At 56.3% G+C, this 20,691-nt stretch carries 16 protein-coding genes; 11 read left to right on the top strand and 5 right to left on the bottom strand.

What is annotated here, in order from left to right:
- Positions 1–2: 2 nt before the first annotated feature.
- From ACR0B7_RS06495 to ACR0B7_RS06470, 6 genes are all read left to right on the top strand, one after another.
- Complete coding sequence (locus ACR0B7_RS06495) at positions 3–1,616, top strand: GMC family oxidoreductase N-terminal domain-containing protein (protein WP_170576546.1); 1,614 nt, start codon at positions 3–5, stop codon at positions 1,614–1,616.
- Between the two features lie 502 nt (positions 1,617–2,118).
- A complete protein-coding gene (locus ACR0B7_RS06490) occupies positions 2,119–3,135 on the top strand; it encodes a substrate-binding domain-containing protein (protein WP_170576545.1) in 1,017 nt (338 codons plus the stop codon).
- Between the two features lie 218 nt (positions 3,136–3,353).
- On the top strand, positions 3,354–4,862 hold the full coding sequence (locus tag ACR0B7_RS06485) for a sugar ABC transporter ATP-binding protein (protein ID WP_480681127.1): 1,509 nt from the start codon (positions 3,354–3,356) through the stop codon (positions 4,860–4,862).
- Positions 4,859–5,890 carry an ABC transporter permease gene (locus ACR0B7_RS06480; protein ID WP_170482975.1) on the top strand — a complete coding sequence of 344 codons (1,032 nt, stop codon included), beginning with the start codon at positions 4,859–4,861 and terminating at the stop codon, positions 5,888–5,890. Before ACR0B7_RS06485 ends, ACR0B7_RS06480 begins: the two co-directional genes overlap by 4 nt.
- The gene (locus tag ACR0B7_RS06475; RefSeq protein WP_170482973.1) at positions 5,887–6,909 is read left to right on the top strand and encodes an ABC transporter permease; all 1,023 of its coding nucleotides are present in this window, start codon (positions 5,887–5,889) and stop codon (positions 6,907–6,909) included. Before ACR0B7_RS06480 ends, ACR0B7_RS06475 begins: the two co-directional genes overlap by 4 nt.
- Entirely contained in the window at positions 6,906–7,874 is a 969-nt protein-coding gene (locus ACR0B7_RS06470; RefSeq protein ID WP_170482971.1) for a sugar-binding transcriptional regulator, read from the top strand. Before ACR0B7_RS06475 ends, ACR0B7_RS06470 begins: the two co-directional genes overlap by 4 nt.
- A gap of 112 nt (positions 7,875–7,986) precedes the next feature.
- On the opposite strand, the gene ACR0B7_RS06465 is transcribed toward ACR0B7_RS06470, so the two are convergent.
- Entirely contained in the window at positions 7,987–8,787 is an 801-nt protein-coding gene (locus ACR0B7_RS06465; protein ID WP_170482969.1) for an MBL fold metallo-hydrolase, read from the bottom strand.
- A 65-nt stretch (positions 8,788–8,852) separates the two neighbouring features.
- Here ACR0B7_RS06465 and ACR0B7_RS06460 point away from each other — a divergent pair, with 65 nt between their 5' ends.
- Entirely contained in the window at positions 8,853–9,785 is a 933-nt protein-coding gene (locus ACR0B7_RS06460; RefSeq protein WP_480681124.1) for a GlxA family transcriptional regulator, read from the top strand.
- A gap of 33 nt (positions 9,786–9,818) precedes the next feature.
- Here the strand turns inward: ACR0B7_RS06460 and ACR0B7_RS06455 are convergent, their stop codons facing one another.
- The 4 genes from ACR0B7_RS06455 to ACR0B7_RS06440 are packed head-to-tail and all read right to left on the bottom strand — an operon-like array spanning position 9,819 to position 15,353.
- A complete protein-coding gene (locus ACR0B7_RS06455; protein WP_170569159.1) occupies positions 9,819–10,556 on the bottom strand; it encodes an aspartate racemase/maleate isomerase family protein in 738 nt (245 codons plus the stop codon).
- Positions 10,553–11,620 carry a pyridoxal phosphate-dependent aminotransferase gene (locus ACR0B7_RS06450; RefSeq protein ID WP_480681122.1) on the bottom strand — a complete coding sequence of 356 codons (1,068 nt, stop codon included), beginning with the start codon at positions 11,618–11,620 and terminating at the stop codon, positions 10,553–10,555. Before ACR0B7_RS06450 ends, ACR0B7_RS06455 begins: the two co-directional genes overlap by 4 nt.
- Positions 11,617–13,263: a hydantoinase B/oxoprolinase family protein gene (locus ACR0B7_RS06445; protein ID WP_170569156.1), complete on the bottom strand. Its 1,647-nt coding sequence runs from the start codon at positions 13,261–13,263 to the stop codon at positions 11,617–11,619. Before ACR0B7_RS06445 ends, ACR0B7_RS06450 begins: the two co-directional genes overlap by 4 nt.
- Positions 13,263–15,353, bottom strand: coding sequence for a hydantoinase/oxoprolinase family protein (locus ACR0B7_RS06440; protein ID WP_170482959.1), 2,091 nt, complete (start codon positions 15,351–15,353; stop codon positions 13,263–13,265). The genes ACR0B7_RS06445 and ACR0B7_RS06440 overlap by 1 nt, the downstream gene beginning before the upstream one ends.
- 609 nt (positions 15,354–15,962) lie before the next feature.
- Between ACR0B7_RS06440 and ACR0B7_RS06435 the strand changes: the two genes are divergently transcribed.
- The 4 genes from ACR0B7_RS06435 (at position 15,963) to ACR0B7_RS06420 (ending at position 20,639) form a co-directional block, all read left to right on the top strand.
- Positions 15,963–16,559 (top strand): hypothetical protein, encoded by a 597-nt coding sequence (locus tag ACR0B7_RS06435; protein WP_170482080.1) that lies wholly within the window; start codon positions 15,963–15,965, stop codon positions 16,557–16,559.
- A 38-nt stretch (positions 16,560–16,597) separates the two neighbouring features.
- Positions 16,598–17,257, top strand: a complete 660-nt coding sequence (locus tag ACR0B7_RS06430) for a response regulator transcription factor (RefSeq protein WP_170383466.1) — start codon at positions 16,598–16,600, stop codon at positions 17,255–17,257.
- Complete coding sequence (locus ACR0B7_RS06425) at positions 17,257–18,606, top strand: sensor histidine kinase (protein ID WP_170482957.1); 1,350 nt, start codon at positions 17,257–17,259, stop codon at positions 18,604–18,606. Before ACR0B7_RS06430 ends, ACR0B7_RS06425 begins: the two co-directional genes overlap by 1 nt.
- 263 nt (positions 18,607–18,869) lie before the next feature.
- Positions 18,870–20,639 carry a pilus assembly protein TadG-related protein gene (locus tag ACR0B7_RS06420; RefSeq protein ID WP_170482955.1) on the top strand — a complete coding sequence of 590 codons (1,770 nt, stop codon included), beginning with the start codon at positions 18,870–18,872 and terminating at the stop codon, positions 20,637–20,639.
- The last annotated feature ends 52 nt before the right edge of the window (positions 20,640–20,691 follow it).

The following is a 20,691-nucleotide window of genomic DNA, read 5'->3' as shown; positions in this document are numbered from 1 at the left end:
CCATGACAGACGCCCGGAAACTTGATGGCGAATATGACTATATCATCGTCGGCGCGGGCACGGCCGGATGCGTCTTGGCCAATCGCCTGACCGAAGACCCCAAGACTCGGGTGCTGCTGCTGGAGGCGGGCGGATCGGACAATTACCACTGGGTGCATATCCCTGTTGGCTACCTCTATTGCATCGGCAATCCGCGCACTGACTGGATGATGAAAACCGCCGCTGAACCGGGGCTGAACGGGCGCTCTCTGGTTTATCCGCGCGGCAAGGTTTTGGGCGGCTGCACCTCGGTCAACGGCATGATCTATATGCGGGGGCAGGCGGCGGATTATGATCACTGGCGTCAGTTGGGCAATGCCGGTTGGGGATGGGATGATGTGCTGCCCTATTTCCTGAAGTCCGAAGATCACCATGCGGGCGACAGCGACATGCACCGTGGTGGCGGCGAGTGGAAGGTCTCCAAGCAGCGCCTTGAATGGGACATTCTGAAGGCCGTGCAGGAAGGAGCCAAGGAATTCGGCATCCAACCGCGCGCGGATTTCAACGACGGCAGCAACGAAGGCACCGGGTTTTTCGAGGTCAACCAACGCAATGGCGTGCGCTGGAATGCCGCAAAGGGCTTCCTGCGCCCGGCCATGAAGCGCCCAAACCTGCGCGTACTGACTCATGCCGAGACCGAGACGTTGTTGTTCGACGGTAAACGGGTGACAGGCGTGCGCTTCCATCAAAAAGGTGTTCGCTACGACGCCTTCTCAGGGGCTGAGGTTTTGCTTGCCGCCGGAGCGATCAACTCCCCCAAAATTCTAGAGCTTTCGGGTGTTGGTCGGGGCGATGTGCTGGCCGAACACGGCATCGCCGTGCATCACGAAAGCGCGGGCGTGGGCGAGAACTTGCAGGACCATCTGCAAATCCGCACGGTCTTCAAAGTGCAGAACGCGAAAACGCTGAATACGATGGCAAACTCGCTGGTCGGCAAGGCGAAGATTGCGCTGCAATACGGGCTGACGCAATCGGGGCCGATGTCGATGGCCCCCAGTCAGTTCGGAATGTTCACCAAATCCAACCCTGATCTGGCCACGCCGGATTTGGAGTATCACGTTCAGCCCTTGTCCACCGACAAGCTGGGCGATCCGCTGCATCCCTTTCCCGCGATCACCGTCTCGGTGTGTAACCTGCGCCCGGAAAGTGTGGGCACCTGCCACATCCAAGGCACGAACTTAGCCCAGCAGCCAGCGATACGCTTGAACTACCTTTCGACCGAGAATGACAAACGCGTGGCGGCGAAATCCGTGCGTCAAGCGCGTATGATTATGACCGCCAAGGCGTTGAAACCGTATCACCCCGAAGAAGTGCTGCCCGGCCCGGCGATGGAAAGCGAAGAAGACCTTGTGCGCGGAGTCGGTGATATCGCCACCACGATTTTTCATCCTGTCGGTACGTGCAAGATGGGGTCCGACGCCTCTGCCGTGGTGGGAACGGACCTCAAAGTTCATGGGTTGACGGGGCTAAGGGTGGTCGACGCGTCAATCATGCCCAAGATCGTATCGGGCAATACGGCGTCTCCGGTCGTGATGATCGCCGAGAAAGCAGCGGACATGATCCGTGCAGCAGTATAATCGCGGACGGCATTGTCGATGACGTTTTTGGCTTAGCGGCGAAAAAGCCCGTGTCCCTTTTTCGCTAGGTTTGGTCCGATACGCTTTAGGGAAACCGTCAAGGTCAAGGCTCGGATCACGGTGCAAGAACTGACGCTGGACTTGGGAACGAGGGATTCGTTCGACCCAAATTGAGCAAGGTTTTTGCCACGCGTGACCTGAGTTTTCCAAGGTGTCGAGAGGTGCGTCTTTCCCTTGGTCGTCTGTGGAATGTTGAATTTTATAAAAGTGATTAAAAAGCAATAGCTTACATTGCCAACTTGTACTCCCAAGTTCGCCAAAATCTTTGCCGAAAAATAATCAAAACCGTTGACTGAGAACGCAAACATGATAATAATAACACTTACTGCAATAAATTTCAGATACCTTGCTTGAGGAGGTCAGGATCTGAAATTGCGGCTCTGGAAGTGCATGTTCCGGGCTAGCCGCGCTCTGGAGGAAAAGCGAAAAGGGAAGAGAAAAAATGCAGCGGAGGAAATTACTAAAGGCAGGGCTTTTGGCTACGACGATGACATTCGTCGGAGGGGCCGCAGCCTTTGCACAGGATGGGAAACGTATCGCGTTTTTTGTCTCGGACTTGTCGAACGTGTTTCATCAATCTCAGGCAGCCGAAGCGGAACGCTATGCCAAAGAGAAGTACGGCGCCGAAGTTGTGGTGTTTGACGGTCAGGCGGATTCTGCCGTCATGACGCAGAACGTAGACCAGATCGCAGCAGGCGGTTTTGATGCCGCCACCTTGCATATCTGGGACGCTGAGGCGGCAACGCCGGGTGTAGAGGATGCCTTGGCAGAGGACATCGTCATGACCTCGTTCTTCAGCCCGATCACGGACACCGGTATCCCGACCGCGCGCAGCGACGAAGCTGCGGTGTCGTTCGAGATGGGCGCGCAGATGGCAAAGGCGTGGAAAGATGCGCACCCTGACAAGCCAATCGTCATGGTCCAGTTGGGCTGGCCGAACCATACCGAAGTGAACTCGGGCCGGACGGCTCCGTTTGCCGAAGGTGTGTTGTCGGTTGATCCTGATGCGGAAAACCTTGGCGCGTTGGATTCCAGCAAGGGTCAGGAAGCCGCAAAGCAAATCATAGTTGATTTGCTCACGCAGCGCCCCGAAGTGAATCTGATCTACTCTGAGGCATCGAACCTGACTGTGGGTACAATGGCGGGTCTTGCCCAATTGGGACGTGGCAAGTTCGATGACGGAAAGCCGCTGACCGAGATCGTGGCCAGCGTGGACTTTGATTCAGTCGAATTCGATCAGGTCTATGATCCGAATTCCAGCCTCAAAGCCTCGATGGGATTGCCGCCGGTGGAGACGGCGCAGGGTCGTATCGACCTGATCATGGACGTATTGGACGGAAAAGTGGAACGGACATCCGGTACGGCCGAGGAGTTCTTCTATAAGGCATACACTGTTTCCTACTGGAGCATGCCGAAAGAAGAGGCCGAGCAATGGCTAAAAGAGCAGTTTGGCGGTTGATTTAAGGACGCCAGAAAAAACTCGAACCAAATAATTGTTGGGTCCACCGTCCACTCTGGGATCTGATTGAAATGGTTCGGAATGTGTCACCAACCCTGTGCTGCAATGGTGTATTGGGGTTGGTGGCAAAAAACTCAAACTCAGATAGCCTTGGAGAATGGGCAGCGGCTGCGTCGCGCCATTTGCAGGCTTGTGTAAAGAACAACAAGGGGAAGATAGTGCAGATCGCGCAAGCAGAGAAGGCACTGTCCGTTCGGGAACTCACCAAGGATTACCCCGGCGTGCGTGCCGTGGATGCCGTGTCATTCGATATAGACAGAAACAGCGTTCATTGCCTGGTTGGGGAAAATGGTGCGGGTAAATCGACCGTCGTCAAAATGCTGACCGGTGCGCTTGAACCGACCAGCGGGTCGATGGCCATTCTGGGCAAAACGTACGAGCCGACCAGCACGCAAGAGGCGCGAGACAGCGGGATTGGTACGCTGTTTCAGGAATTGCACGTCGTGGATCAGTTAACGGTTCTTGAAAACCTCACCTTGGGGATGGAAGCCAGCCGGTTCGGTTTTCTGGTCAAATCGGATCTGGAAGATCGTGTGGTAAGAACGCTTGCGGCGATCGAGCCGACAATCGACCCCAAGGCACGCGTGTCAACGCTGAGTGTCGCGCAAAAGCAGATTGTCGAGATCGCGCGCGCTGCGTCCTCGGGCGCCAGTATTATCATCATGGATGAACCCACTGCGGCCCTGTCAGAACGCGAGGTAGAGCGCCTGTTCGGTGTAATTCGTCGCCTCAGAGAATCTGATGTGACCGTTATCTATATCTCGCACAAACTGGATGAGATATTTGAGCTGGGCGACAATGTTACCGTCATGCGTGACGGCAAACACATCGCGACGAAACCTCTGGCCCAGGTGAATGGTCGCCCCGAATTGATCGAAATGATGGTAGGGCGTGCGATATCCCATGACTATGAACCCCGTGGCGAGGTGCCGGACAAGCCGGTCCTGACCGTCAAAGGGCTGCGTAACCACCTGCTGCAAGACGTTTCCTTTCAAGTGAACGAAGGTGAAATCGTCGGGTTCTACGGGCTAGTCGGAGCAGGCAAAACTGAAATTGCCCGCGCCATTTATGGGGCAGACAAGGCCAGCGGGCAGATTGACTTCAAACAGCGCCGGCGTCCGACCTCGCCGAAAGAGGCGATTGCCGCAGGAATAGCCCTTGTTCCAGAAGAACGACGCACCCAAGGTCTGTTCACAGAGCTGACCATCCGGCGCAATATTCCGATAATGAATATCCGCAAATTGGCGAGCTTTGGGGTTTTCAATGATGAACGCGAAAAAGCCGTTGCCAGAGAGTATGTTAACAAGCTGGGCATAGCCACCAACTCGATCGAGAAATACGCCGAGAAACTCTCGGGCGGAAACCAGCAGAAGGTCGTCCTGTCAAAGTGTCTGTTCGCAGATGCGGACTTGCTGCTGCTTGATGAACCCACGCGCGGGGTCGATGTGGGCGCGAAATCCGAAATCTATGACCTGATCCGCGATCTGGCCAACAAGGGCAAGTCGGTCTGCATTTTCTCATCCGAATTGGAGGAGGTGTTGGGCATCTGTGATCGGGTTTTTCTGATGTTCAATGGACGGATCAAGGCAGAAATCAAAAACGGGGCCGAGGTCGACATTCCCCACATCCTGAATGTCGTGACCGGCGGGAGCGGTGAAAAACCATGACGGATCAGGCAATCGCAGGACGCAGACTGGCCGAACGCGACAACAGGCTGAGCGATGAGATGTTCATCACCTCATTGGTGGCGGGCGCAGCAGTGGCGTTGTTCATGCTTGCGTCGATTTTTGTTCCCAACTTCTTTCAGTTTCAGAACGTTGTGAACCTTGTAACCAATAACTGGGCTGTGATTTCGCTGGGTGTTGGGGTCACGTTTCTTTTGGTTTCCGGGAATTTTGACCTGTCGGTCGGTGGCATTGTCGCCCTGTCCGGTGTTCTGGCTGTGTGGTTCGCGCAGGCATCGGACGGGGCCAATGCGCTGTCCACTGGCTGGGGGATGCCGACGGGTTTGGCCATGTGCTGCGCCTTGGTCGGAGCGTTGGCGATCGGGGCGGTCAACGCGGTGTTTGTCGTGGTGCTGAGGGTACCTTCGATCATTGTCACACTGGGGACGATGATGCTGGCGCGAGGGATTGCGCAGGTGATTACTCAAGGGTCACAGCGCAACACAAACCTGCCGTCTGACTTCGGTACGTTGGGGAACATGGCGATGTTCGGCACTTCGATAAAGCTGCCGGTCGTTCTGATGGCTGTCCTGATCCTTGTCGCCGTATTCGTCGAGCGGAAAACGGTCTTTGGCCGGCTTACCTACCTGATCGGAGCGAACCCAGTGGCCTCGCGCCTCTCCGGAGTGGATAATGCCGGGCACGTTGTGAAACTGTACCTGTTCAGCGCATTTGTCGCCGGAGCCGTCGGCATCCTGCTGGCCTCAGAGTTCAAGTCGGGTTTTTCCAATCGAGGAACGTTGATGGAGTTCGACGCGCTGGTCATTTCGCTATTGGGAGGTGTCGCAATCGCGGGCGGATTTGGTTCGGTGATCGGGATGTTTTTCGGCGCGATTGTCCTGGCGACAGTGACGTCCGCCGCGACAGGGCTGGTTCTGTCACCGGACTGGCAATTCACCCTCAAGGCGATCGCTGTATTCATCGCGATCATGGCACAGACTTGGGCTCTGGCCCGGAGGCACGCACAATGACTGAATTGACCCAAAGCCGTAGCCCTGGCGACCGTGCCAAGCAATTCCTGAAGGACTATTATATCTACCTGGTTCTTGTCCTTGTAGTCGTGGTCCTCAGTACCGCCAATCTGGACAAGTTTCCTCTGTTCGAGCGCGGAAACTTCCTGAGTGAGCGCAACATAATCAACATCCTGCGCATATCGGCGCCGATATTGACGCTAGCGGGGGCGTTCACTCTGCTGATGATCTCGGGCTATATCGACCTGTCGGTTGGCAGCGCCATGAGCCTGAGCGCCGTTGTTTATGCGCTGCTTGCGATCAACGGCGTGCCTTTCGTGCCTGCCTTTCTCGCAACGGTTCTGGTGGGCGTCCTACTAGGGGCGATCAACGGGTTTTTGGTCGTCCGGTTGAAAATAACACCGGTGATCGCGACCCTGATTACGCTGAGCCTGTACAAAGGGATCGCACTTTTGCTTGTTGAGGACGGCGTGTCGGCAATCAAATCCGGTGGTGGGCTGAAAATGCCAGGCTGGTTTAACGATTACGGCCGCGACGGGGTTCTGTTTGGACTGCCTTGGGCGTTTTGGGTCGCCATTTTGGTGACGATTGCCATGATCATCGCGCAAGACCGCATGAAGCTGGGAAAATACGCGGCCGCGACCGGAGGCAATCCGACGGCGGCCAAACTGTCGGGCATCAATACGGCGCGTGTCGTGATCGGGCTGTATGTTCTGGTTGGCATTTGCGCGGCTTTGGCGGGTATTGCGAGGTCCAGCTTTATGTCTCTTGGCGACCCGCTATCCGGCGATGGCATGGAATTAACCGCTATACTTGTGGTTCTGTTGGGTGGTACAGCCTTCAGCGGTGGTGAAGGTCGCGTTCTGAAGTCGTTTATCGGGGCGCTGATCATCATGTCCCTGACGGTCGGAATGTTGACACTGGTGCCCGCGTATTTCCAAACTTTGGTTGTCGGCACCGCGCTTCTGCTGGCTGCGGCATCGAACCATTTGGTGAGCAGAAAGGATAACGAAAGTTGAACGCTACAGGTCCCGACCCGGATACTCTGCGCTTGATCGCTCGTGTGCTGACACTGCATTTTCAAGAGGGCTTGCTGCAGGCTGAGATTGCGAACAGTCTTCGTTTGTCGACTGCCAAAGTAAATCGTCTGATCAAGCAAGGTCGTGAAATGGGGATGGTCGAGTTTCGGATTCACAGCCCGTTCCAGCGCCTTTTCGACCTAGAGCGACAGTTGAGAGAGCGCTGGCCGCAGGCAGAGTTCCTTGTGGCGGACACCGTAACCGAAAATGCAGAAACCACTTTGGATCTGGTGGGCAAGGCGGCTGCACAGCATCTTCAAGCCATCCTTCAAGATGATGATGTTCTGGCCATTTCGGGCGGCAAAGCCCTGAGCGCCGTAGCAAACCATCTGCAAGTGCGGGGTAAGACGTCTAATATCGTGATACCGCTGACCGGTGGAGTGCAGGGACAGCACTATACGGATGTAAACCACATCGCCACACGTATCGCCGATGGGCTAGGTGGGACGGCAACGCTTATTCATGCGCCCTTGCACGCGGATTCTGAACAAGAGCGCGACATGCTTTTATCTGTCCGCGCTATCCGTGATATTCTTGAGCAGGCACGCAATGCCCGCGTCTCGATCATGGGGCTGGGTGCTGTCACCGGCGAAGGAGCGACTTACTACAAAGCCCATCCTCTGTCCGAAGAAAATAGAATCCAACTATACAAGGACGGCGTGCGCGCTGAATTGCTGGGTCATCTGGTCGATTTGGCCGGAAAGCTGTGCGACAGCGAACTGAATTCCAAACTGGTCAGCCTGCCACTTGCCCAAGCCAAGGATATCCCGGTTCGGATTGGGGTCGCGACCGGTCCCGAAAAGGTGGAGCCCATCGTCGCCGCCCTAAACGGCGACCACATCAATACCCTGGTGGTTGATGATACGACGGCCCAATCGGTTCTGGGGTGCTCTGAGGAAAGTTGACGTAAGCGCCAGACCTACTTGGCTGTTCGCACACGGTTGAAACCTGCCCGCAGTTTAAATCGGGCAGCCGTTTGAGGCGGCGAGGTTCTTCTTCACGGACGAAAAAGTGGGGTCACATCGGGGCAAAGCGATAGGTGTCACCGTCCGCCTGTACCTTGCCCACGCCTGGGAACGCAAAATGTGTGGCTGCAATTGTAAAGCCTTGCGAGGCCGCCCGTTGCAGAAGCGCTCGCCGGGTGGATACTGCCTGCTCCGGGTCGCCGTCCAGCGCATAGCTTACGCCCGGGTGGGTGAATTGCAGCCGTTCCGAGATGATTGCGTCCCCGATGATCATCAACTCTTGCCCTTTGTCCGACACGAGAACTCCGGTATGGCCAGTTGTGTGTCCGGGCAGAGGGACCAAGCCTATGCCGGGTGCCAATTCGGTTTGGCCATCGTGTAGGACCACCCTGTCAGCAAAGCCTTGGGCCACGGCCTGAATCATCTCGACCATTGGGCGCATGTCGGCGGGCACTGCATCGGGTAGGGCCGGGTTCGTCCAGAAATCCCACTCGGCGCGCGTGACGTGGATCTTTGCACCGGGGAATGCGCTGGGGTCGGCCAGCGCGCCCATGTGATCAGCATGCATATGCGTAAGGATGATGTCGGTCGGGTCCACGGTTTCTAAACCGGGCCATGCCTGACCGGTATCCGGGAACCTTTCAGTCAGCGCATTTGCCGAACCGGTATCGACCAGAAACAAACGTTCACCCGTGCGAAGCGTCCAGAGGTTCGCGCCGATCTCAACCTGCTCACCCAAGGAAACGCCTGCGGGAACATTTGCAAAATACCCGGCAGGCAGTTGAAAACGGCCATCGTCGTGTACGGTCAGTTCAATGTCTCCGACCATAAGGGTGTGAGTTTGATTTGGCATGTCACTCTCCGCGCTAGTTCGGATTGACAATATGGGGCGGAACGCCAATCTGGGTATTGTCACAAATGACGATATCTTTTCTGATCGTGCCAAAATTGAAAGAGATGCAGCCGGTTCTGATCCTGGACTATCCCGGAGCCTTGCAATCCGCAGTGCTTGGGTTGCGGGATATGCTGTCGCATGCCGGTCTGAGCCCTATTGTCGACTCCGCCCCCAAGGACGAATCTGGTAGATGGGGCGCGGTTGTTCTGCCGCCTGCCGCCGAAATCTCTGACCCTAATGCATCTCCACAATTGGTTGAGTGGCTCAGGGAATGTGCGGCGGACGGAGTGTTGGTCTGTTCTGCCTGTGTTGGTCTGAACTGGGTGGCTGCGGCAGGGATAGACGGAAACAGGCCGGTGACAACGCATTGGGGAATTGTCAATCGCGTGCGCACGGATTGGCCTGCGTTGAACCTGGATACTGACCGGTTGGTGATCGAATATTCCGATCTGGTCACAGCAGGCGGAATGATGGCTTGGATCGACTTGGCGCTGATTGTAATCGAGCGGTTGGCAGGACGGGAAAGGATGCTGGAAACCGCGCGCCATTTTGTTGTCGATCCTGACCGCAGGGATCAACGGCGGTTTCAGAGGTTTCGGCCCATAACCAATCACGGCGACGGTCAGGTTTTGCGCGTCCAGCGGTACTTGGAGAAAAACCTTCAACAACAAACGCCTGTATCTGATCTTGCAGCGATTGCCGCTATCTCGCCGCGCAGTCTGCAACGCCGGTTTGTCGTCTCCACTGGGTTGAACCTGACCCAGTATCTGCAGCGAATAAGGATGGAACGGGCCAAGTCTTTGTTGGCTGATAGTCCGGCCTCTGTTTCAGAGATTGCGTCGCAGACCGGTTACACGGATGTGCCAGCGTTTTACCGTGTTTTTCAACGCCTGACGGGAATGACACCTGCCGGTTTCAGAAACATGGTGCGTGCCGGTGACGGAGCGAATGGCTGACACCTTGTGCCGGCACCCATCACGCAAAAGGGCTCAAATGTGATCAAACAAGCGACCGGGCAGTGCGGCGTCGCGGCCGAGTTTCAACACTTGGATCATGCAAAAAACCATAGCCTGGTTCGAGGTGACGACAGGTTTCCCCAGATGCGCCTCAAGTCGGTCAATGACCTCGACCGCGCGCATGTCGGTGCAACTCAGGACGATTGCCTGCGTGTCAGGATGGTCCGCTTGGCAGGCCAGATCAAACACCTCATCGGGGGTCAGTTCGCCTTGACCGTAATTCCCCAATTCGCGTCCTATATCGGCGCAGCGCACGGTTTCGATCCCGTTCTGCGAAAGAAACTCCACGGCCTGCGTGTTGATCTCGCCAACATAAGGCGAGGAAAACCCAACCTTTGTTGCGCCCAGAGTTTTGATGCCAGCGATCAATGATCCAGCGGCTGTCAGCGACGGGGCGCCCGATTGGGCTTTTATCTGTCGCGCAAGGTCCGCATCGAACGCAGGCCCATGCGTCAGAGTGGCAGAGGTGCAGCCGTACAGCACAATGTCCGGCCGAACGCCTGCAATCATCCGTAAGTCGTGGCTGATATCCGAGGCACCCAAACCTGCCATCTGTTCAGACCCCGGGATCTCATCCACGTCGTAGCCGCCCATACGCTGGAAATGAACCGTGGTATTCGGCGGGCGCAACATCTCCATGTCAGGTTCAAGATTGGTGTTCGTGTAGGGGACGAGCACGCCAATCTTGGCTGCGGTTCGCGTCTCGGTCATGCCAACACTCCTTTCAACACGCTCAGCGCCTTGTCCATAGTCTCGGGGGCGCAAATCGTTGCACGCAGACAGTCCGGCAGGCCATAACCCGCCATTCCGCGCATCAGCAGATTTTCGTTACGCAAAGCGGCGTCGGCGGCCTGAGCGTCACGCGTTGAAGCAAAGCGCAGCAGGACAAAATTCGTATGGCTGTCCGGCACAGTCAGCCCAAGCGCGCGGCAGTCCTGCACAAACTTGTCGCGAAGGGCTGCCGTCTGGCCAACCACATCGCGCATGTGCGATTGATCGCGCATGGCCTCGGTCGCTGCAGCTTGCGATGCCGATGATATATTGTTTGGATTCAGAAGCTTGCGCACTTCGCCAGCAATGTCCGGTGGAAAATACCCCCATCCGACGCGGGCACTCGCCAACCCATAGGCTTTGGAGAAGGTCCGCGTGACGACGGTGTCACCTCGGTCCGCCAGCGCGAAGATGTCTGCGGGGTTATTGTTCGTGTCCGAAAACTCGGCATAGGCTTGATCAATAACCAGCAGCACGTTGTCCGGTAACTCGGTACGCAGTCTCAGGATGTCAGAGTTCGGAATAAGCGTTCCGGTCGGGTTGCCCGGATTACATATGAAAACAATGCGTGTCGCAGGCGTTACCCCGGCAAGAACTTCGTCAACACTGACCGTCAGATCAACCTCGGGTGCCGTCCGATAATCCGCCTGTGCTTGCGCGGTTGCCGATGCCAGGAAAGCATATCCGTATTGCGTGCCCAAAACCTGATCACCGGGTCCTGCGTAGGCGCGGATCAGGCAGCCAATCAACTCCATCGACCCGGCTCCGCATAAGATGCGCGCTGGGTTCAGGCGGTGCACGTCCGCGATGGCTGCGCGCAGCTCGGTCCACTCGGGGTCGGGGTAAAGCGTCAGGTCAGACGCCGCCGCTTGCCCTGCACGAACCGCGGCAGGACTGGCGGGAAACGCGCTTTCATTTTGCGCCATCGAGATTGTCTGCGCCCCGCCCAGATCGGCAAGGGCATAGGCTGCCATATCAGCGACATAAGCGTTCGGGCGGATCATGTGTCACCTCCGTAAGCTTTTGCGCCGTCTGGGGTGACCAGACCGCGTTTCAGATCGAGGTCGAGGGCCGAGGGATCGCGCAGCTTTGGATCTCCGAACCCACCGCCGCCGGGCGTCTCAAAGATCAGGTAGTCGCCCGGTTCAACGCGCAGCTCACCCTTGCCCGGAATGTCCTCGGCCGAGTTGCGAAAGTGAATGCGGCCGGGTTTTCCAGCGCCGCCGCCCATCCTGCCAAGAGCGGGGAATTTCAGTCGCTCAACCGAAAGGAACACAACAAAAGGCGCGTTATTGGACGATGTGATTTCTATGCGCTGACCCAACCCGCCGCGATATTGGCCCGCGCCGCCAGAATCCGGCCTAAGTTCGCGCCGCCAGATCGTCACGGGCGCGACGCTTTCCGTGATTTCGACCTGACTGCCAAAAACGCCGGACGGGTAGGCCGTTGCCGACAAGCCATCCGCATGAGGCCGCGCACCTGTTCCGCCATTATGCACGGGTTCGATTGCAAACTCCCGTCCACCGTCACGGGCCACTTCGGGCGCGTGACGCATAGGCAGGTCAAACATGCAGCTTGCGCCCTCTGCCGGTACTTGATCAGGCAGGGCTTGATGCAGGCATCCCAGTACCAAATCGGGCGTCACCTGACCAAGAGTGTGCCGCATGGCAACCGGAACGGGCCTTTGGGCGTTCAGGATGCACCCTTTCGGTCCGTCAACGGTGAAGGGCTCTAACGATCCAGCGTTGTTTGGTATGTCCGACCCAACAATGCAGCGCAGCGCAAATACAGTGTAGGCCGTGGCATAATTCAGCGGTACGTTAATCCCTTTGCGCGAACACCCCGAGGTGCCAGAGAAATCCACATGCATTCTGTCCTGATGGACGGTCAGGGTGGCGTGAAGTTCCAGTTCATTCTCATACCCATCCATTTTCAGGACGTTCTTATAGACCCCATCAGGAACCTCGGCGATTGCAGCCTGAGTCCCGCGGCGCGAGGTGTCGATTATATAGGCGCCCAGCGTATCCAGATCATCTAGGCCGAATTCCTCCATCATGCTCAGCAGGCGGTCAACCCCGGCCTCGCAACAGGCGATCAGCGCGTAGATATCGCCCTCATTCGCGATGGGTTCGCGGGAATTGGCGCGGATGATGTCAAGAAGAAGGGCGTTTGGCATGCCTTGATCGACAAGTTTGCAGGGCGGGATCAACAAGCCCTCGTCATAGATGTCAGACCCCTCTGGTCCCATGCCAAGCCCGCCCAGATCCACCAGATGAGAGGTGCACGAGGTAAAGCCCACGACTTGTCCATTCCTGAAAGCGGGCATCATCAGAAGAAAGTCGTTCAAATGCCCAGAGGCCAGCCAAGGGTCGTTGGTCATATAGATGTCACCCGGTTTCATGTCCTGAACCGGGAATGCCGCGCGCAGATGCTGAACCGCTTCGGCCATTGTGTTGATATGTCCGGGCGTGCCTGTGACAGCCTGCGCCAGCATGTGCCCATTCGCATCAAATATACCGGCCGAGATATCCCCGCACTCTCGCACGATTGGGCTGAAGGCCGCCCGGATCAGGGTTTGCCCCTGTTCTTCGACAACCGCCAGAAGACGGTTCCACATAACTTGGAGGCGGGCAGGAGAGTGGGTCATCATTCTGTTCCTTTCCGGGTAAGAACCAGATTCCCGATCGCGTCCACTCGGGCGGAGAAGTCCGAGGAGACCAACGTGGTTGTCTGCGGCTCGGTGATCAGCGCGGGTCCGGGAAGACAATCACCTGCGTGCAAGTCCGAGCGAGCGATCAGCGTTGCCTGTACCGTTTCTCCGGTTAGGTCGCAGGTGACGGGGCGCGTCTGCGATGGTTTTGTTGCGCGAGATACCGGCGCATCCGCCAATGTAGGCGGTTCCTTTTCGACGGTCGCCACGCGCACCGACCAGTTGAGGATTTCTATCTGCATCCCCGGCACCGGGCGAGAGAACTGCTTGCGATATTCCTCCTCAAACGCATGGGTGAGGAGGGCTATGTCTTTGGGGGAAAGATTGCGGTCGGGCAGGGGGATTTCAATTTCATGGCCCTGACCGCTGTAACGCATGAACGCAGTACGCTGTCGCAGAGTTGGCGCATCGCCCGCGCCTTGGGAAACCACTAGTTGCGCCTCGGAAATCATCGCGTCAAACAGCGTGTTGATGGCGTCAACATCGATGCTTTCCAACATGGAATACCGTGACCGCACGATCTCAAAACTGACAGGGGCATACAGGAAGCCAACAGCCGATCCAACGCCGGGATTTGGCGGGATCACGATCCGGCTTACTCCGGCTGACCGGGCCACCCGTGTTGCATGCAGAGGGCCATTGCCGCCAAACGCGATCATGGTGCGGGTGCCAAGTTCCTTACCGCTTTCGACGGCATGCATGCGTCCGGCGCTGGCCATGCTTTCGTCGACGATACGACTGACACCATCTGCGGCACCGGTTGCGTTCAGGCCGAGCTTGGTCCCAATCCCTTGTTCCAAAGCATGTTGTGCAGCCTCGGGGTCAATCGCGATGTGCCCTTCGGCAAAGGTTTCGGGGGTGATGTAGCCTAGTGCGATGTCGCTGTCTGTGACCGTCGGTTCCGTGCCGCCACGCAGGAACGCAACGGGGCCGGGTTCGGAACCTGCCGACTGTGGCCCTACGGTCAATCGCCCCAATCGATCCACCCCGGCAATCGAGCCGCCGCCCGCTCCGATTTCGATCATTTCGATCACGGGAATTCGCACCGGCATGCCCGAGCCCTTGATGAACCGGGCAGCACGCGCGATTTCAAACTGGCGCGAGGTTTGTGGCTGCGCATTGTCGATCAGGCATAGTTTGGCCGTTGTTCCACCCATGTCAAAGGACAGAACCTGATCCAGACCCGCGCGTGCGGCGATCCGGGCGGCAAGAATGGCACCCCCGGCCGGGCCGGATTCGACAAGACGGATGGGGAATTGCGCCGCTGTGTTTAGGGTGCACATCCCACCACCCGCCGTCATCATCAGGATCGGGCAGCATAGACCTTCGTCACGGAACCGGTCCGCAAAGCGCGTCAGGTATGTCTGCATCAAGGGCTGGATATAGGCGTTTGCAACCGTGGTGCAGAGGCGATCAAACTCACGCGCCTCGGGGCTGACCTCGGACGAGATTGAGATGGCCAGTTCGGGGCGCTCTTGGGCCAAGACCGCTTGCAATTGCTGTTCGTGCGCGGGGTTGGCGTAAGCGTGCATTAGACAAATGGCGACCGCGTCCGCGCCGCTTGCGTCGATCTCGTCCAGCACCGCGTCTATCGCAGGCTGCTCTAGCGCGATAAGCACGTCGCCGTCCACCGACATACGCTCGCGCACCGTGAACGCCCTTTCCCGAGGCACCAGCAGGTCGGGCTTTTCCAGATTGATATCGTATTGCGCATAGCGCCGCTCGTAGGCGATTTCGAGAATATCGCGGAAGCCTTCGGTCGTGATCGTTGCAACCTTGGCGCCGCGCCGCTCGATCAGGGCATTGGTGGCCAACGTCGTTCCGTGAATGAAACCAGAGACGTCGGACAACGCGCATCCCGATTGCCTCATGACCCGTCGTGCACCGTCCATTGCACCCTCGGCAGGGTTTTGATGGGTGGTCAGGGTTTTGGTCGAGGCAACAATCTGGTCTTCGCCTGAAACCAGAACCGTGTCTGTAAATGTGCCGCCAATATCAATAGCCAAGCGCAGAGTTTGAGGGGTCATTCTGTATTCCGAAATCCGAGTGATCGCAGCGGGTTGCAGAAGGCAAGAGCCTTGCGATCAAGCAGAGATCACCAGATCACAGCCAGTCGCCCGGCGATCCATAGGATTTGGAATACAAGTCATCGTCATGCAGCAAGTGTGCAAGTGCCGGTCATCAGCGGCAAGCAAAAATGCGACGTGATGATATGGAAGCGACATCAAATTTTGACGTTCCGCCAAACGACGTTGGCAAAACCCCAATTGCTGGGTTCAATCCCCACCTGTCTAAGGCCATTTCCGTCATCCTGCCTGTCAAACTCGGCGGACATGAAACCGGGCCAGCCAAGGGTTCTTGAACCTCAATGAATGGCTGGCCCGGTTGTTTTTGCCTCCGTGAGTAGCAGGGCAAAACGGTGTTTGTTCGTTAGTTCGAGACGAGTTTTGCAGTTGTTTCCAAAATGCGTGTCGCTGTTTCTCAACGTAAGTGTGCAAAATGCTTGATTTAGAATCGTTTAGCCCCTCTTATTGAACAGATTTTCATTGAACCCACGTGGAATTAACCGTTCATCACACGTTCACGTTGAGTTGAGTAAGCTTCGCATAGGATTTCGCGGGAAAAGAGTGGAAGGAATGAAGAAGCTCTTGGCGATTATATGTTTGGCTACTTTGCTCTTGGGTGCCGAGAGCCAAGCCGCTACGCGTGAGCTGAAACAATCCGAGCTGCGAAAGGTTACTGCTTCGGGAACGGCAATCCGGCTGAAGAAAGTAATCAAAGGGGTTGAGCGGGTCTTTGGTGGAACGCCGGTGGACGCGCGCGCTTTTCAGTCCGACAAGGTCTATTATCGCATCTTGGTCAAGAAGCCGAATGGCGAAATCATAAGTGTTATTGTAGACGCCCAATCCGGCGTCGTTGTGTCCAATAGATCTAGTGTTGGACGCCAGATTTCAGAAGCTGCCCGGTCAAACAAAGGAAACTCGGCGAGTGCCAAGTCTCAGGGCAACTTTGGCAATAAGGGCAACAGCGGGAACCGGGGTGGAAACAGCAACTCCGGCGGTAACGGTAATTCCGGCGGTAACGGTAATTCCGGTGGTGGTAACTCCGGCGGCGGTGGTGGTAACTCCGGCGGCGGTGGCGGTAACTCCGGCGGTGGCGGTGGTAACTCCGGCGGTGGCGGTGGTAACTCCGGCGGCGGGAATTCGGGTGGAAATGGCGGCGGTAGAAAATAATAGATGAACCGTCGCTCAAACAAATATAATTACGAAGAATGAGAGTACTACTTGCTGAGGACGAGCCGCACCTGTGCGCGCAAGTCAAGAAACTGCTGAACGCCGAAGGGCGTGTCGTCGACGTTGTTCATAACGGAGTGGACGCCCTTCATCTTGGTTCAACCGAACCGTATGACGTTATCATCCTTGATCTAGGGTTGCCGGAGCGCGATGGCATTTCCGTGCTGCGCGAATGGAGAAACGCGGGTTTGAAAACGCCCGTATTGATCCTGACCGCCCGAGACGGCTGGAGCGAGAGGGTGGATGGTCTCGACGCCGGTGCGGATGACTACATGACCAAACCCTTTCACATGCCCGAGCTGGCAGCCCGTGTTCGGGCGATCCTGCGGCGTCAAAGCGGCTTGATGAATCCGGTGATTGAGATGGGCAGCGTCACGCTCGACTCGAAAAACGGGCGCGTGACAGCGCAGGGGATTGCAGTTGATCTGACCGCGCAGGAGATCGCCGTTCTCACCTACCTGGCCCATAATCGGGGGCGCTTGGTGTCAAGATCCGAGCTTTCCGACCACATTTATGAATATGATGCGGACAGGGATTCCAACACAATCGCCGTGTTCATAACGCGATTGCGCAAGAAGTTGGGGGCCGACTTGATCAAGACCGTTCGGGGCCGCGGGTACATGATTGATACCGACTAATGCTGTCTTTGCGCCAACGGGCATTGCTGGGAGGAATCGCGACCGGTGCAGTATCCGTTGCAGTTGGGACGCTGGCCGTTTTCTCGTACATCGACTCCAGAGTCTCGGATCGCTTTGACAGCACGCTGAGGGATCGGCACACGCAACTTGTCGTAGGTCTAAGCGCGACAACCGGCGACCCCGAGGCTTTGCGTAGCCTGATGTTTGACCCTGCATATGGGACTCCGTATTCGGGGCGCTATTGGCAGGTTACAAATGCAGCCGGAGAGATTTTCACCTCGTCATCGCTTTTTGACGAAACCATAGCCGAGCCTCTGGATTCCCCCGATACGCCTAGAATCTGGAACATTCCGGGCCCGGAAGGTGAAAGGGTCCGCAGCATATTTCAAGAGATTACCTACGAAGACGGTACGGTCTGGGGGGTCAGTGTTGCCGAAAGCCAGGCCCAATTGATTGCTGAGAGGCGCGCAGCGCAGCGCAGTCTGCTGCCCGTATTCGCGTTGGTCGGGTTGATTGGTGTTGTGGGGTCGATGCTGCTGTCGTCAGTCATTCTGGGGCCGCTGAGAAAGCTAAGAAGCGATGTGTCCCACCGTTGGGATACGGATGAGGGGCTAGAGCCTGCAGATTATCCTGATGAAGTTTCGCCGCTGGTCGGGGATTTGAACCAGCTCTCGCGTCGCAACCGGGACATTGTTTCCGGTTCCCGGCGGCAGGCGGCAGATCTGGCGCATGCCCTCAAGACACCGACCGCCATTCTGAGGAATGAACTCAGCACCTTGTCCGAGGACGGCGCGCCGACAGACGCAGCACAGGAGGCGTTGGACAGGATCGACGCACAGCTCAGCCGGTCGCTTGCCAGGATGAGGGCTTTGAATACAGCAGAGCTTTCGCACTCGAGAACCGATCTGTCGAATTCGGTGGACCGGCTCACCCGCCTGTTTTCTTCGATGGCCGAGAGGGAAGGTAAAACGCTGGAGGTGACGCGCGCGCCGGGGCTGTGGGTTCGAATGGACCCGCAGGACATTGAGGAAGTGCTTGGGAACCTGATGGACAACGCGGTCAAATGGTGCCGAACCACCGTGCGCGTGACTGCGGTGTCCAAACGCGGGAGCATCGAAGTTCATATCGAGGACGACGGCCCGGGAATACCGGAAGACGACCGGCGCGAAGCGCTCAGGTCGGGCGGGCGTCTGGATACGTCGGTCACGGGCAGCGGACTGGGATTGGCGATCGCCGTTGATCTGCTAAATGCCTACGGTGCCAAGCTAAACCTCGGTACGTCCAGTGATCTTGGCGGCTTGGAGAGCCGGGTTCTGATCCCAACGGGATTTAACCAGACATCGACCTAAGCGGAGTCTGTCCAAGAAAACCCGAAAAGTAGCGGTGATAATTCGCTGTATTAATTTTTTTAAGCGCTTCTTTTTATTGTTGTTTCGGGGGGAATTTGCTAAATGCAGGCAGAATGATCGTGAACATATTTAGTATTTCCGCCCGTTCACATTAAATTAACATTCCGTTCACCCTGCGAAATCTAAAAGGCAAATATTTAGCAAATTAGGGACAATATTTTCGAGCAGTATCTCACGGAATCCTGAATTTTGTGGAGATTGCAATGCTCAAGTTCTGCCCTCAAGAGGCTGCAAGTTCCAAGCGGTCTAATAAATATCGTGAGTATCTAAAGCGCTTTTCTGGCGAAGAATATGGTGGCTTTACTATATTCGTCCTTTTTGTGTTCGTAACCCTTATCGCAATGACGGGCATAGCGGTCGATTTCATGAACTACGAACGTGACCGGGTTAAATTGCAATGGGCGCTGGACAATGCGGTACTGGCCGCTGCGAACCTAGAGCAGGAGCTGCCGCCTGCCGATGTCGTCAATGCTCACCTCGCGGCTCAGGGGCTTGACGAGTACCAAAAGAATATCGGTGTTGAGGAATCCTATCTGGACCGAACTGTCTCGGCCAGTATCGGGACCGAGTTCGAGACCCATTTCATGCGTTTGAGCGGGGTGGAATCCCTGTCCTTGGATGTTGCTTCTGCAGCGAACGAAGCCGCGCCACATACCGAGATTTCGATGGTCCTGGATATTTCGGGAAGCATGGGGAACAACAATCGCGTTGAACTCATGCAAGCTGCCGCCAAAGCCTTTATTACAAAAAGCTTGAGCCGGAATGAAGACCCGACCACGGGCGTAAAGTCCGACAAGCAGACCTCGATCAGCATCATTCCGTTTGCCGGTCAGACGAACCCTGGTTCGACAATGTTTGAATACCTGGGCGGCGAACGATTTGGCACGACTACAGAAGCGAACCATTTTCGGGAATGGGAGCAGGACGTTTCAAACGTTGTGTTCTGGTTCGATACTTCTGGCGGTGACGAGCCGAATTTCTCGGCTAAAATCGAAGGATACCCAAGTCACGACGTCGAGCTTTTCAACAAGGATGATGTCGATACCTATCATCACTACGTGAAGGAATTCATCATCTCGAAGACTCCGGCATTGCCTGAAAAAGCTAAAATGTTGGGTGCGTCTATTAAGGGCGGCAAGCAAACAACGACGTTTTTCAGCATTGCTGGCGAGGAAATCACGGGTTCGACAAAGTTCAACAACGTGGATCTGGAATTCCAGTTCTCAGAGTTTTACGCCTATGTTGAGACGATCCCAAACAACGTCTCGTCTTGCCTTGAGATGACGTATTCGGATTTCATGAACTCGAATCTGCCGTCCGGGTCTATCGAGCAGGTGCCATATTTCGTGAACTGGGATTACGACGAAACAACCCAGAATTGGGGCTGGTGCCCGGATGATGAAATGAGCATCCGTTATGCGCAGAATAATGAAGGCATCCTGCACAACTTCATCGACAACCTGAGACTGTTTGACGGCACCGGCACCAATTACAGCCTGAAATATGCTCTGGCATTGTTGGACCCGGCGGCAAGAGACGCATTTGCGCATCTTAGCGCGGCCGGCGAAATACCCGCCGAATTCGCCAACCGTCCGCTGGATTGGGATGAGAAAGATTCGTCGAAATACATCGTTATCATGACGGACGGGCGGACCAGCCCACAGGTGCGGCCGACGAATGAAGTGGAAATTGAGAACGGTCTTACCGAGTTGGTCGAACGTCCGGCCGGGGACACCACAGTCACCTCGTCGCAAGTAACCAACCTGCAACTGTTCAAGCAGCAGTGTGAACTGGCCAAGGCAAACAATGTCGTGATCTACGCAGTCGCTTTCGAGACGTCGGACACAGCAGCAGCAGAGATCAAAGCCTGCGCATCGTCTCCGTCCCACTACTACGAAGTGACGGGTGAAGAGATCATCGACTCGTTTGTTTCAATTGCAGGGTCGATCCAAAAACTTCGTCTGATCCAATAAGTACAAATCAAGGGGCGCGATCCATTCGCGCCCCTTCCTTTTGAAGCAAAGC

It is taken from the genome of Ruegeria sp. BB6 (assembly GCF_056539385.1).
This window is presented reverse-complemented; position numbering and strand designations above follow the sequence as displayed.